The organism is Dongia deserti (assembly GCF_003574735.1).
Lineage (GTDB): Bacteria > Pseudomonadota > Alphaproteobacteria > Dongiales > Dongiaceae > Dongia_A > Dongia_A deserti.
In genome coordinates this window covers 1-13,416 of sequence record NZ_QORW01000023.1, presented here as the reverse complement: position 1 = coordinate 13,416, position 13,416 = coordinate 1, and the positions used below count along the sequence as shown (strand labels likewise).

17 protein-coding genes are annotated in these 13,416 nt (G+C 63.7%); 11 read left to right on the top strand and 6 right to left on the bottom strand.

Translation table 11 applies throughout. The features are described from left to right. The first annotated feature begins 23 nt into the window (after window positions 1–23). Window positions 24–653 carry a DNA-3-methyladenine glycosylase family protein gene (locus DTX69_RS25920; RefSeq protein ID WP_119304490.1) on the top strand — a complete coding sequence of 210 codons (630 nt, stop codon included), beginning with the start codon at window positions 24–26 and terminating at the stop codon, window positions 651–653. Window positions 654–739: 86 nt separating this feature from the next. Here DTX69_RS25920 and DTX69_RS25915 read toward each other — a convergent pair whose 3' ends face one another. Beyond that, window positions 740–1,693 carry a FecR family protein gene (locus DTX69_RS25915; RefSeq protein ID WP_119304489.1) on the bottom strand — a complete coding sequence of 318 codons (954 nt, stop codon included), beginning with the start codon at window positions 1,691–1,693 and terminating at the stop codon, window positions 740–742. Between the two features lie 521 nt (window positions 1,694–2,214). Between DTX69_RS25915 and DTX69_RS25910 the strand changes: the two genes are divergently transcribed. The 8 genes from DTX69_RS25910 (at window position 2,215) to DTX69_RS25875 (ending at window position 7,758) form a co-directional block, all read left to right on the top strand. Further along, window positions 2,215–2,886: a hypothetical protein gene (locus DTX69_RS25910; protein ID WP_119304488.1), complete on the top strand. Its 672-nt coding sequence runs from the start codon at window positions 2,215–2,217 to the stop codon at window positions 2,884–2,886. An 11-nt stretch (window positions 2,887–2,897) separates the two neighbouring features. Next, the gene (locus tag DTX69_RS25905; RefSeq protein ID WP_119304487.1) at window positions 2,898–3,095 is read left to right on the top strand and encodes a hypothetical protein; all 198 of its coding nucleotides are present in this window, start codon (window positions 2,898–2,900) and stop codon (window positions 3,093–3,095) included. Window positions 3,096–3,170: 75 nt separating this feature from the next. Further along, a complete protein-coding gene (locus DTX69_RS25900; RefSeq protein ID WP_162917568.1) occupies window positions 3,171–3,566 on the top strand; it encodes a hypothetical protein in 396 nt (131 codons plus the stop codon). 68 nt (window positions 3,567–3,634) lie between these two features. After that, window positions 3,635–4,300, top strand: coding sequence for an alpha/beta hydrolase (locus DTX69_RS25895; RefSeq protein ID WP_119304543.1), 666 nt, complete (start codon window positions 3,635–3,637; stop codon window positions 4,298–4,300). Window positions 4,301–4,428: 128 nt separating this feature from the next. Then, the gene (locus DTX69_RS25890; protein ID WP_119304542.1) at window positions 4,429–4,992 is read left to right on the top strand and encodes an HNH endonuclease; all 564 of its coding nucleotides are present in this window, start codon (window positions 4,429–4,431) and stop codon (window positions 4,990–4,992) included. 231 nt (window positions 4,993–5,223) lie between these two features. After that, entirely contained in the window at window positions 5,224–5,862 is a 639-nt protein-coding gene (yczE, locus tag DTX69_RS25885) for a membrane protein YczE (protein WP_284736073.1), read from the top strand. 124 nt (window positions 5,863–5,986) lie between these two features. Next, a complete protein-coding gene (locus DTX69_RS25880) occupies window positions 5,987–6,373 on the top strand; it encodes a hypothetical protein (protein ID WP_162917567.1) in 387 nt (128 codons plus the stop codon). Between the two features lie 203 nt (window positions 6,374–6,576). Next, a complete protein-coding gene (locus tag DTX69_RS25875) occupies window positions 6,577–7,758 on the top strand; it encodes a radical SAM protein (protein ID WP_162917566.1) in 1,182 nt (393 codons plus the stop codon). Between the two features lie 259 nt (window positions 7,759–8,017). Here the strand turns inward: DTX69_RS25875 and aac(6') are convergent, their stop codons facing one another. The 5 genes from aac(6') to DTX69_RS25850 all read right to left on the bottom strand — a co-directional run bounded on the left by aac(6') (window position 8,018) and on the right by DTX69_RS25850 (window position 10,764). Then, the gene (gene aac(6'), locus DTX69_RS25870) at window positions 8,018–8,473 is read right to left on the bottom strand and encodes an aminoglycoside 6'-N-acetyltransferase (RefSeq protein ID WP_119304483.1); all 456 of its coding nucleotides are present in this window, start codon (window positions 8,471–8,473) and stop codon (window positions 8,018–8,020) included. 224 nt (window positions 8,474–8,697) lie between these two features. Further along, window positions 8,698–9,285, bottom strand: a complete 588-nt coding sequence (locus tag DTX69_RS25865; protein ID WP_119304482.1) for a demethoxyubiquinone hydroxylase family protein — start codon at window positions 9,283–9,285, stop codon at window positions 8,698–8,700. Next, entirely contained in the window at window positions 9,282–9,785 is a 504-nt protein-coding gene (locus DTX69_RS25860) for a disulfide bond formation protein B (protein WP_119304481.1), read from the bottom strand. Before DTX69_RS25860 ends, DTX69_RS25865 begins: the two co-directional genes overlap by 4 nt. Before the next feature lie 10 nt (window positions 9,786–9,795). Next, the gene (locus DTX69_RS25855; RefSeq protein ID WP_407644000.1) at window positions 9,796–10,350 is read right to left on the bottom strand and encodes a YqaA family protein; all 555 of its coding nucleotides are present in this window, start codon (window positions 10,348–10,350) and stop codon (window positions 9,796–9,798) included. Between the two features lie 150 nt (window positions 10,351–10,500). Continuing rightward, window positions 10,501–10,764, bottom strand: coding sequence for an usg protein (locus DTX69_RS25850; RefSeq protein ID WP_119304479.1), 264 nt, complete (start codon window positions 10,762–10,764; stop codon window positions 10,501–10,503). Between the two features lie 352 nt (window positions 10,765–11,116). Between DTX69_RS25850 and groES the strand changes: the two genes are divergently transcribed. Together groES and groL are read left to right on the top strand one after the other, a co-directional pair. Then, window positions 11,117–11,434, top strand: coding sequence for a co-chaperone GroES (gene groES, locus DTX69_RS25845; protein ID WP_119304478.1), 318 nt, complete (start codon window positions 11,117–11,119; stop codon window positions 11,432–11,434). Between the two features lie 54 nt (window positions 11,435–11,488). Then, the gene (groL, locus tag DTX69_RS25840) at window positions 11,489–13,132 is read left to right on the top strand and encodes a chaperonin GroEL (RefSeq protein WP_119304477.1); all 1,644 of its coding nucleotides are present in this window, start codon (window positions 11,489–11,491) and stop codon (window positions 13,130–13,132) included. Window positions 13,133–13,416: the final 284 nt, after the last annotated feature.

The window sequence follows — 13,416 nt, the reverse complement described above, 5'->3', positions numbered from 1 at the left end:
GCAAGGATAGAGTGCAGGCGCATATGGCTAGACCTAAAGAAGATCGCGACCTGCTGCAACGCGCCCTCGCCCATCTCGGCAAGGCTGACCAGGACTTCGCGCGCGCGATCGAAGAGGTCGGCCCGCCACCGGCGCGCAGACGTCCTGCTGGTTTCCTGGGCCTGTTGCATGTGATCGTGGCTCAGCAGGTCTCGACCCACGCCGCCAAGGCGATCTCGGCCCGGCTCGATTCAGCACTCGAAGGGAATTCGCCCGAAGCATTCCTGAAGCTGAGCGACGATGATCTGCGCGCCATCGGCTTCAGCCGGCAAAAGATCATCTATGGCCGGGACCTCGCAGCGGCCTTTCTCGATGGTCGCCTCTCAATGCCCAGGCTGCGCCGGCAAAGCGACGAAGAGGTGATCGCCGCGATCACCAGCGTCAAAGGGCTCGGCGTCTGGTCCGCCGAAGTGTTCCTGCTGTTCGGCCTGCGCCGGCCCGATGTGCTGCCGGCCCACGATCTCGGCCTCGTCGTCGCTGCCCAGCGGATGAAGCGCTTAAAGGAGCGGCCGAGCCCGATGGAGCTGCGCGAGATCGCGGAGCCGTGGCGTCCGTACCGCTCCTATGCCTCACGGATGCTCTGGCACTACTACCACGCCGCGCCACCGGTGTAGGCGGGCCTGGATCTGGTCGCAGCAACGAGTCACCAACCGATCATCTGGCCGATGGTCAGGCAGGACCCGTCTCTGCCAAGACCGGGCTAGTGTCCGCCGCGGCTACCCTCGCCCTTCTCGCCGTGTTCGCCTTTCTCGCCGTGTTCGCCTTTCTCGCCGTGTTCGCCCTTCTCGCCGTGTTCGCCCTTCTCGCCGTGCTCGCCCTTCTCGCCGTGCTCGCTCTTCTCGCCGTCCTCGCCCTTCTCGCCGTGCTCGCCCTTCTCGCCGTGCTCGCCCTTCTCGCCGTCCTCGCCGCCTGGATCCTCGCCGCCCGGATCTTCACCGCCCGGATCTTCACCACCAGGCTTCCCGCTAGTATCCCGCGCCGGCGGATCGGCGCGTGCTTCCTGCTCGCGATCTCGAGCTTCATGCTCGCTGCCCGGAGTTTCGGGCCCGCTGGCCGGGCCAGCCGCAGTCGAGAAGGATCCGATGTCGCCGCACTGGGCGTCTGCATTCGCACTCGCGATCAGGATGCTCTGGCCGCCGACGCACGTGGCCGCCTTGCCCTTGCCGTGCGGAATTGCATCGACCGAGCCATCCAGGATGTCGATGATGGTTGCATCGTCACCGTCGACATGGACCAGGAACTCGGTGCCGCGGATGCCGATCGTCGCGACCGGCGTGCGCAGCTTTACGCCCTGATCCGGCCTGCCGTTCGAGTTGAAATGGAACAGCCCGGTATTGAGATTGATGACGCCCGACGCGGCCGCCCCATCGAACACGTAGTCGGACAGCACCATTTCGCTCAATTGCTCGACGCTGAGCTCGGAGCCGTCGATGAACTGCACCTGGATCACCGACTCCCGCTTGGTGCGCAACGCTTCGTTCTGCACCAGTTCGTCGGAAACTCTGGCGGTGATCTCCTTGTCGCCCGGCGGCTGCCGAAAGCCTTCGTTCACCACGTCCACGACGGTCGCTATGCCGGCGGCCTTCGCGGCCTGCGGCATAGCCCACAGCGCGGCAATGGCGTAACAGATCTCGTACGCCAATCTGCGTTTCATGGAACCCTCCGAATCGCACACACCCGTTCTTCGACACGCCTTTTCGGCGCTTGCGCGCCGACGCGTCCGCCTTCTGGCGGATTCAGGCCGGCGCGTGCACTGCTTCCAGTGCGTTCGTCCCCACTTGCGATCGAAATTCTGCGCGCCGCATGAACGTCCCGCTCATGCGCCACAGGAGGTATGATCCACCCCTGATCTAATCCCGCCTGTCCCGGCCTCCCTCAGCCGGCCGAGATGTCGGGTCGGGCGATTTCACGATATTCAGAGTTCCCGAACGCTGCCTGATTTTCTGCCGCCTCGAAAAAGTTGACGGCACCCTCAGTGCTGGCAACGTCGTCCACGACCCACCGACAAGCCATGTTGCCATGGTCGCCCTCTGTCGGAGATTGGTCTGGTAGACTTAATTGTCTTCTTTAGAATGGACGAGGGTCAATATAAATTTCGCCGAACGCGCCAAGAAATTGTAGGGCTAACGCATCAAATGCGAACCGCGACGGCGCGGGCCGTGTAGGCAAAAAGTGATGTCAAAGACCGATCTCAGCTATGAAGACTGGATCGATTACGTGTTCGGCCATGCCGTGCCTTTCTCTGAACAGGCCTGGTATTTCAATGCAGACGAGGATTGGTGGGATCCCGAGCCGGCGCAAGCCGTCGCCTATATGACTCAGCTGTTCGAAACACCCGAGCCACTGGCCGAGCAGTTCGCCGACAGCCAGATCGGCCAGGGCCTCTACTATCTCGTCGACAATGGCGCCGGTGCCTATTGCCGGTTCCTGACCGACGCGACCGTGCCGATCGAGGCGCGATTGGCCTGCGTCGAGGCGATGTCCAGCTTGTTCGCCCGCCTGTTCCAGCCGCGCTGCGAACCTGTTCTGTCGCATCTCGATGAGCCTGGCGACAATGAGCTGAATCGCATCTGCTACATGTGGTGGGACATCATGCCGATTGGAGCGGTGAAGGAATCGTCGGGCTCCGATCCAATCCAGGATGGCTGTCTCTCCGAAATGGAGGACATACTGCGTCTGCCGAACCCTGCTTGCCAGGAGAGCGCATTGCACGGCCTCGGCCACTGGGCGCACGCCTATCCGGAGTTTACCGAAACCACGATCAATGCTTATCTCGCCGCCAATCCGACCCTGCGCCCGGAGCTCGTGCGCTATGCACACGCGGCGCGCGCGGGTTGCGTTCAATAGGGGGCCATCGTTTGACCCAGCGCATCCTGGGTGACGGCTACGTCCGGCGCAGCTTCGAGGAATGGCACAATATCGTGTTCTGTGGCGATCCGGAGCAGGTCGATCCGTGGTGGAGCAGCCTGGAAGAGGACCCTTGGGATCATCCGCTCCACGTCGTCGATCATCTCACGGGCTTTGCAGCGATCCGGTTCCAGCGCTCGAGGGTCTGAGCGACGAACAGATTGCGCGGCCTGTACTACCTGACGAATATGCAGCTAGGTGGCTGCTGGCGCGAACTCTACCGCATGCGCGTGACAACTGAGGCTGCGGTTGCCTGCGTTCACACCATCTATGCGCTATTCGAACGGGTGTTTGCGCCCCGTTGCGCACCGGTGCTGTCGCACATCGCCGAGCCGGGCGGTAGCGAGCTGAACGGGGTCTGCTACATGTGGAGGGACATCATCTCGCTGCGGAGCGAGACGGGCGACGACCGCCGCGGCCGCATCGGCGAAGCGGTTGACACTGTCATACGCCGAACGCTTGCGCTGCCGAACATCGCTTGCCAGGAAAGCGCCCTGCACGGCGTTGGCCATGGTTGCGGCAGGTCTGACGTGGTTGATCAGTACCTCGCCGCCAATCCCAACTTGCCGCCGGCGTTGCGCGCGTACGCCCTGGATGCGCGCGCCGGCCGCGTGCCCTAGCCGCCAGCCCTTGTTTCCCGCCGCCACCATCGGCTAGATGCCAGTGCACCAGACTAGGAAAGCACATGATGGAACTCTCCGGCTCCTCGCATGCGCCGGCCAGCGGCGGCAAGGCGAAGCAGCTCGTCGTGCTCTTGCACGGCTACGGGTCGAACGGCGACGACCTCATCAGCCTGGCGCCGTTCTTCGCGCAGGCGCTTCCCGAGGCGGAGTTCATGTCGCCCAACGCGCCATTCCCGTGCGAAATTTCGGCGTTCGGGTTCCAGTGGTTCGGGTTCGAGGACCGCACGCCGGACATGCTGTTGGGCGGCGCGCGCCTCGCCGCGGAGATCCTCGACCGGTTCCTGGATGCGGAGCTCACCCGTCGCGGCCTCGCCGACCGCGACCTGGCGCTGGTCGGGTTCAGCCAGGGCACCATGATGTCGCTCCATGTCGGGCTGCGCCGGCCCAACCAGATCGCCGGCATTTTAGGCTTTTCCGGTTCATTGATCGCACCGCAGTTGCTGGCCGGCGAGCTGAAGTCCAAGCCGCCCGTTTTCCTGGTCCACGGCACGGCCGATCAGGTGGTCCCCTTCGGCGCCCTGGCCCAGGCGGAAAAGGCCCTGAGAGACGCGGGGGTCCCGATTGAGACTGAATCCCGGCCCGGCCTGCCCCATTCCATCGACCAGATCGGCGCGCAAAGGGGCGCGCTTTTCCTGCGCCGGTGCTTCAACGCCGCGCCCGCGGTGGAATGACAATCGAATGAAATCAATATTATAGCTGATTTCAATATCTTGCGTTTTGGGCTCGGGCCCTCTATTGCTATGGTGTATCGAGTGTGACGGGGCCGTCACCCGTCACGGTTTGATGACGGAGCGTGCGCGTGCAGGCATCGCCTGAAGCTTGTCCGGCCCTGGTCCTCAATGCCGACTTCCGGCCGTTGAGCTATTTCCCCCTGTCGCTATGGCCGTGGCAGGAAGTGGTGAAGGCCGTCTTCCTGGACCGGGTCAACATCATCTCGGAGTATGAGAACGAGGTGCACAGCCCATCCTTCTCGATGCGGCTCCCCTCGGTCATCTCGCTCAAGGAGTTCGTGCACCAGTCGCGCCGGCCGGCCTTTACCCGGTTCAACGTGTTCCTGCGCGACCGTTTTCGCTGCCAGTATTGCGGCGATACCTTCCCGGCCCCCGAACTGACCTTCGATCACGTCGTGCCGCGTTCGCGCGGCGGGCGGACGAGCTGGAGCAACGTGGTGACGGCGTGCCAGACCTGCAACCTCCTGAAGGGCCGGCACCTGCCGCACGAGGTGGGCATGCATCCAAGGCGACCGCCACTGCAGCCGACGACTCACGAGCTGCAGGAAAATGGTCGAGCCTTCCCGCCAAACTACTTGCACCAGAGTTGGCGGGATTTTCTTTACTGGGATACCGTGCTCGAAACGAGCTGAGCGGCGTCGCATCATTAAAACTGTCATCCTGGGCGGGCAGCGAAGCTGCACGACCCGGGACCCATACGATCCAACAGCGCTGCGGAAGGTCCGTATGGGTCCCCGCTCTGCGCCGCTGCGCGGCTTGGCCGGGATGACAGAGAGGTGCAAGGCTCGCGTGCGCGCGGCGCCAACATGTATCGCATCAATCCCGTCATTGACGCGGCGCGTGCGCGCTCATAAGTCAGCGCGATGCGCTCCATTCTGTCGATCGCGCCGCAGCGTTGGCTGATGCTGTTCTCGGGCTTTCTGTTCTGGGGCCTCGGGCTCGCTTTGTTCGTGCGCGCCAGTCTTGGCCTCGGGCCGTGGGACGCGTTCCACCAAGGCCTCGGCTTCCAGCTCGGCATCACCATCGGGACCGCCAGCATCATCGCCAGCGTCCTGGTGCTGCTGCTGTGGATTCCGCTCAGGCAGCGACCGGGCATCGGCACCATCTTCAACGCGCTGACCATCGGGCCGTTCACCGATCTCGGCCTGTGGCTGCTGCCACAGGAGATCGAGAGCCTGTGGCTGCGCGGCGCGATGCTGATCGCCGGCATGATCTGCATCGGATTGGGCAGCGCGCTCTATCTGCCCGCCGGCCTCGGCGCCGGCCCGCGCGACGGCTTGATGATGGGTCTTCACGAAAAGCTCGGCTGGAGCATCCGGCTGTCGCGCACCGCGATCGAGGCTTCGGCCCTGGCGATCGGTTGGCTGATGGGTGGCACGGTGGGCATCGGCACTGTGGTATTCGCGTTGGGCGTTGGCCCTGTGGTGCAGACCAGCCTCGCACACGCGCGCCGCTGGCTGCCCGACTGGCGCCTGCCTGCGCCCGCACCCGCGCGGCAATAGCCGCGCATTGACGCGACGCGGCAATAACCGACACGCATCCTTTCCATCCGCCGTCGGCATTGGCCGCGCGGCGCATATAACGCCATCATGGTCATACTGCAGTCCTCAATAGTCGGAGGAGACCATGCGCAGATTGCTCACACCATTGATTTTCATCGCATCGCTCGGCACGGCCATCGCCGACGAGACCAGGTTCATGTCCATCGATCAGATGAAGTCGGAGATCATCGGCAATTCCATGAGCGGCCGGACCGATGCCGGCGATGACTATATCGAGCACTACACACACGACGGTCGGATCATCGGCCTCTCCAAGACAGCCGGCAGATATGAAGGTAAATGGTCGTTTCGGCAGGATGGCCTAATGTGCTTCCGCTACGGCGATGGCGATTTCGCCGGCGGCTGCGTGCATCTGTCGCGCCACGGTGATCGAATCGGCCTCGCGCGCGTCGATGGCTCTGTCGAGCCAACGGCCATCTTGATTCAAGGCATGGCACCGCAGCTCAAATAGTCCGCAGCACCATTACGGTTTTCACACTCCGTGCATCAGGGTGTAGCGGCGCGCGCATCTACCATGAACCTATTCCTTCAGCTGCGAGACTCACCTGTCTCACACTCGCTCAAAAGGAGTAGGTCCGCAGAACTAAGCGACATTCGTGGAGGATTTGGTCTATGGTCGCCGGACCGGCTGATCACAGTTGCGGGGGAACAGCAATGGCTGGGACCAAGACTGGCGACTTCATCGAGCTCATCACGCCGTTCCTGCGCCGCAAGATGAGTGAACTTGAGCAGCGCTGCGGCATGAACAGCGCCGAGTGGCGCGCCATCGCATTGCAGTACGTGAAGAATCCGGTGGAGGCCGCGGTCTCGCCGCAGGAGCGCCGGCGGCACTACGAATCCGAGATCCATCTCCAGTTCGACGGCAAGCCCCTCGCGGGCGTCGAGCGGCTCTATCGCCGGACTGTGCTGCTCGAGCCGACGACCGTGTGCGCCGCGCATTGCCGCTGGTGCCTGCGCGGCCAGTACCCGGTGAGGACGTTGCGCGAGGAAGAGATCATCAACGCCGCGCGCTATTTCGGCGAGGCCGAGGAATGCGCCGGGGTCGACGAGGTCCTGATCACCGGCGGCGACCCCCTGATGGCACCGAAGCTGTTGCGCACGGCGTTCGAGGCGCTTGCCGTACGCGCGCCCAACATCCGCACCATCCGCATCGGCACGCGCGTGCCGTTCCAGGATCCCGAGCGCATCAACGACAACCTGCTGTCCGTCCTGACTTCGTTGCCGGATCGCCGGATCGAGATCGGCGTCAACGTCAATCACCCGATCGAGTTCTGGCCGGAATCACGCGCCGCCATCGCGCGCCTCAAATCGACTGGCGCCACGATCTACAACCAGCACCCGCTGCTGAAGGGCGTGAACGACGACCTCACGGTCTTGGCGGAGCTCTATTCGCTGATGCGCGAGAACGGCATCGAGGCACACTACCTGTTCCACGCCATCCCGATGCAGGGTATGCGCCACCATCGCACCTCGGTGAAGAAGGGTGCGGAACTCGCGATGCGCCTCAGCGCCTCTGGCGAATTCTCCGGCCGCGCCAAGCCGCACTACGCCTTGATGACGGACATCGGCAAGATCGTGCTGTACGAGGGCACGATCATCGCGCGCCGGCCGTCTGACAATTCGCTGCTGCTGCGCTCCGGCTATCGCCTGGAGGACCGCATGCGCTGGAACCCGAGCTGGCGCATGCCCGCCAGCGTCGAGATCGACGAGGAAGGCTTCATGTGCGTCTGGTACAAGGACGGCGAGGACGAAGCCTGGAGCGAGCTCGGCCTCTGGGGCAACCTCCCCCTCGCCAGCAACGATATCGGCCCGCCCGCCAACTCCGTCGCTGGCTGACGCGCGAGTTGTGAGCGTCCTCCTTCGTCACGATTGTGGCCAGTCGTTTAGACGGGGCGCGGCCGTGCACACGTTTATGAATCGCGTCGCACCGTGCTCAACGCTCTCTCCTTCTGTCACCCCGGCCAAGCGCAGCGCGAGCCGGGGTCCATGGTTCAGCTGCTCGTGCCGCTGCGTAATGGATCCCGGGTCAAGCCCGGGATGACAGGTGAGTGATGGCAATGGCGTCAGCGCGCGCCGTGCCAAACACGAACAGCGCCTAGCCTTTGAGCGCCTTGCGGAACCGGATCGCGCGCTCGACCTCCTCGAAGCCGAGCGCGCCATGGGCACGTTCGCTCACCTTGTTCTCGAGCAACGAGTCAGACGCAATCTCGGTATGGCTATGTTCGATCGCCCATTGCTCCGCGGCCTTCACGAGCGCGCCGCCGATGCCCTGCTGCCGCTTGTCGGGCGTCACGTACCACGCTTCGATGAACGGCACCGGCGAACTATCACAGCCATCGACATAGGGCCGCAGCGACAGCTCCAGCATGCCCACCAGCTTGCCGTCCGCTTCCGCCACGAACACCTGATGCGGCATCAACGGCTCGCTGCGCGCGGTAAAGAACGCGGTCACGTCGCCGCGCAGCGCATCCGGATCGGCATCCGGCCACAACGCAACGCGCATGGCGAGCCACGCGTCCGCATCTGCTTTGGTGGCGAGACGAACATTCATGCCAAAAGACTACCCCTTCCCCCCTCGCGGGGGAAGGATGCGCAGCCTTAGCGAACGAAGTGAGCTTAGGCGGAATTGGATGAGGGCGCTGCGCCGAAACGCTATGGCATTGCGTCACCTATCGGGGCGGCGCTCTTGCGAGTGTGCACGGCTTGTCGCCGCGCCCCCCATCAGACTTCGGCTAGACTAGGGGCGAAGGGTATCGTCGCCAGATGAGCGGGACCTTAAATCCGCTCCGCCAGCCAGATCGCGAGTCTGGACCCGGCCTTGATCGCGCCAGTCAGCAGCGGATAGGCGGGCGCCTGTTCGGCGCCGTGCTCCAGCCCGGCGTCGCGGTGCTCGAGCTCGTCTGCGCGGAACTTGTCGATCTTGGCCCTAAGCGGCGCTTCATCGGCGCCGAGCTTCTCCGACTGCGCGCGGTAATGCGCGTCGATCACTTCCTCGACCGCGACGGTGCAGGCCATCGCCGCCTTCGGCCCCAGCAGTGCGGTCGCCGCGCCCAGCGCAAAGCCGGCGGCATTCCACACCGGATGCAGCGCACTTGGCCGCACGCGACGCTCCACCATCAGCGTCTCGAACGCCTTGAGGTGCTCCAGCTCCTGCGCATACATGCGCTCGATCGGTTGCGCCTCCGGCTTGCCGCGCAGGATCGCGAGCTGGCCTTCATAGATGCGCTTGGCGCCGAACTCGCCGGCATGGTCGACGCGGATGATGCGCTCGATCAGCTCCTCCTTGGTGAGATCGCCGGGCAGGCGCCCCCCGGCAGTTTCCCGTGGGGTTTCCTTCGCCGTCTCGGTGGAATGATCGGTCACGCGTCCCTGCTCCTCAACGCGCCCCAGGCAGTGAAGGCCGCCAGCGCCAGCGCGTAGATGAGATTATAGCCCGCCATGGAGATTCCGAACATGGTCCAGGCCGGCACGTCGCAACGCACGATCGGCGCGTCCATGATCGCCTGCTCCAGCTCCTCCGCGCTCATGCCTGGTGCGATCTGGCCGGCGCACGCAGCGGTGCCCTCCCACCATTTCTGCTCCACCCCGACATGGAACAGGGCGATCCCCGCAGTCGTCACGAAGGCCAGCGTCAGTAGCCACAACGCCACGGAGCGCCGCGCCGTCCGCGCCGGCTGCAGGATGGCGACGACGCCCAGCGCGATCGCCCCCCAATAGCCGTAGCGCTGCCAGTAGCACAGTTCGCACGGCGCGAGGCCAAAGCCATATTGCGACAGCCAGGCGATGCAGAGGGCCGCCAGCGCCGCGCCGGTGGCGAGCCATGGTACGGAGGAAACGGGTAGGAGCGGCTGACGCGCGGCCATGTCCTGGGGCTCAGATCACATATTTGACGACGACAAAGCCGCCGACCAGCGCCACCACGAACGCCGTGGTGACCAGGGTCAGGCGGCGCTCGATGAAAGCACGGATCGGCTCGCCGAACCAATAGAGCAGCCCCGCCACCAGATAGAAACGGATGCCGCGCGTCACCACAGATGCGATGATGAAGACCGGCAGACTGAAATGCGCGATACCGCTCGCGATGGTCACCAGCTTGTAGGGAATTGGCGTAGCACCCTTGATCAGGATCACCCACAGGCCCCACTCATGGTACCAATTCTGGAACTCGAGCAGCCCGTCCTGCATCCCGTAGAGCGCGATGATCCATTCCCCCACGCTCTCCAGCAGGCCATAGCCGATGTAATAGCCCAGCATGCCGCCCAACACCGAGGCGATCAGGCACACGCCGGCGATGCGCCAGGCGCGCTGCCGGTCCGCCAGCACCATCGGCACCAGCATGACGTCGGGCGGAATCGGAAAGACCGAGCTCTCCGCAAAGCTCACCCCCGCCAGCCACCAGATGGCCTTCGGGTGGCGGGCCTTTTCCATGGTCCAGTCGTAAAGGGAACGAAGCAAAGGCGGGCACCGACAGAATTCACGTGCGCCTGTTTAGCAACGCGCGCCGACTATCGCAAATCAGCGTGTCGTGACATCAGGTCATTGAAGGATGCTACGGCAATTCTTCGCTAGGCGCGGTCTCTAATGCATCGTCAGCAGCTCGTTGGCGTTGCGCCACTTGGGTGGCGCCAGCAGGTCGACGCTGGCGACCTTCACCGAATGGAGCCGGCCGTCCAGATTGTGCGCCCAGAAATCGAGGAACTTGCGCAGGGTCGGAAATTGCGGGGCCAGATCATAGTCCTGCCAGAGATAGGTCTGCAGGAGCGAAGGATGATCCGGCATGTGATACAGGATCTCCGCCGTGGTTAATCGGTACTGCTTCAGCTGCATGACCAAACCGGACATCGGCACCTCTCGTCCCCCGTTCGTAACCCGAGATCAGCCGGTAGGTTCGACGCCAAGATCCAAGGCTACCGGCGCGACTCGCTCCAATGACGACACAGACATGGTAACCGAAAATCCTTAACAATGTTGCAAAATACCCGTAATTCCAATGTGTTAGCACTCGCGCGATAGCTCTGCTGCTAAATTCGTAGGGCTCACGCGAAAATTCCCGCCTCACGGCCTCTTGACGGAAGCTGAGGGTGGCCCTAAATCGCTGGCACTCACCGAGCCTGAGTGCTAACAGGGCGCCTGGGCTCGGGTCGGGTTCCACAGGGAAAGCGCGACCAAACTCAAGACCAATTGGAGGATTTCCATGAAATTCCGCCCGCTCCATGACCGCGTCCTCGTGCGTCGGATCGAGCAGCAGGAGAAGACTGCTGGGGGCATCATTATTCCGGACACCGCAAAGGAAAAGCCCCAGGAGGGCGAAGTCATTGCGGCCGGCGCCGGCATCAAAGGCGAAGACGGCAAGATCACCCCGCTCGATGTGAAGGCGGGTGACCGCATTCTGTTCGGCAAGTGGTCGGGCACCGAAGTGCGCATCGACGGCGAGGATCTCCTCATCATGAAGGAGAGCGACATCCTCGGCATCGTCGAGGGCACTGCCACCGCCAAGAAGAAGGTCGCGTAAGTCTCGCGGCCTTTTTTCGTGATCAACGACAAGAACTAACCGGAGAAGACTACAATGCCAGCGAAAGACGTTCGTTTTTCTGGCGACGCGCGCGACCGTATGCTGCGCGGCGTCGACATCCTGGCCAACGCCGTGAAGGTCACCCTGGGTCCGAAGGGCCGCAATGTGGTGCTCGACAAGGCGTTCGGCGCACCCCGCATCACCAAGGACGGCGTCACCGTCGCCAAGGAGATCGAGCTTAGCGACAAGTTCGAGAACATGGGCGCCCAGATGGTGCGCGAAGTGGCCTCGAAGACCAACGACATGGCCGGTGACGGCACCACGACCGCCACGGTCCTGGCGCAGGCTCTGGTCCGCGAGGGCGTGAAGGCGGTCGCCGCCGGCATGAACCCGATGGACGTGAAGCGCGGCATCGACCTCGCGGTTGCGACTGTGGTCGAGGACGTGAAGAAGCGCTCCAAGAAGGTCTCGACCTCGGACGAGATCGCCCAGGTCGGCACCATCTCGGCCAACGGCGAGCGTGACATCGGCGACATGATCGCCAAGGCGATGCAGAAGGTCGGCAACGAGGGCGTGATCACGGTCGAGGAGGCCAAGGGCCTCGAGACCGAGCTCGACGTCGTCGAGGGCATGCAGTTCGACCGCGGCTATCTCTCCCCGTACTTCATCACCAACGCGGAGAAGATGACCACCGAACTGGAGAACCCCTACATCCTCCTGCACGAAAAGAAGCTGTCCAGCCTGCAGCCGATGCTGCCGATCCTCGAAGCGGTCGTGCAGTCCGGCCGCCCTCTGCTCATCATCGCTGAGGACGTCGAGGGCGAGGCGCTGGCGACCCTGGTCGTCAACAAGCTGCGCGGCGGCCTGAAGGTCGCGGCCGTGAAGGCGCCGGGCTTCGGCGATCGCCGCAAGGCGATGCTGGAGGACATCGCGATCCTCACCGGCGGCCAGGTTATCTCCGAAGACCTGGGCATCAAGCTGGAGAGCGTCACCGTCGACATGCTGGGCAAGGCCAAGAAGGTCGTGATCTCCAAGGAGGAGACCACGATCGTCGACGGCGCCGGCAAGAAAAAGGAGATCGAGGGCCGCTGCACGCAGATCCGCGCCCAGATCGACGAGACCACCAGCGAGTACGACAAAGAGAAGCTGGCCGAGCGTCTCGCGAAGCTGGCCGGCGGCGTGGCCGTGATCAAGGTCGGCGGCGCCACCGAGGTCGAGGTGAAGGAGCGCAAGGATCGCGTTGACGACGCGATGCACGCCACCCGCGCCGCGGTCGAGGAAGGCATCGTCATCGGCGGCGGCGTCGCGCTGCTCTATGGCGCCAAGGTGCTGGAGAAGCTGCAGGGCGAGAATCCGGACCAGAAGGCCGGTATCGACATCGTCCGCCGTGCGCTGCAGCAGCCGGTCCGTCAGATCGCCGAGAATGCCGGCGTGGACGGCTCGGTCGTCGTCGGCAAGCTGCTCGAAGGCAAGGGCGGTGCGATCGGCTTCGACGCGCAGAACGGCGAGTATGTCGACATGTTCAAGGCCGGCATCATCGACCCGACGAAGGTCGTGCGCTGCGCCCTGCAGGACGCGTCCTCGGTCGCGGCCCTGCTCATCACCACCGAAGCCATGGTCGCCGAGCGGCCCGAGAAGAAGGCGGCTCCCGCCGGCGCTCCGGGCGGCATGGGCGGCATGGGCGACATGGACTTCTAATCGACCGAACGTCGATCAGAGCTCCGAATGCTCGAAGGGCTGCACCGCAAGGTGCAGCCCTTTTTCTTTGGGTCTGCTGCGGTATGGCACCGCCGCGACACCAACCCATCCAGTCTAAAATCGACAAACTATCTAAAATTGACATCAACGCAATTTTAAGCCCCATTAGAGCGTGATTCCTTCATTCTGAAGCGTATCCTGAGTTTCTGAAGTAGTTAGCGCATTCCTGTGGTGTGAAGACGTCGATGAGCTGACCGATGCCGCGCCAGGTGGTTTCGATGGTG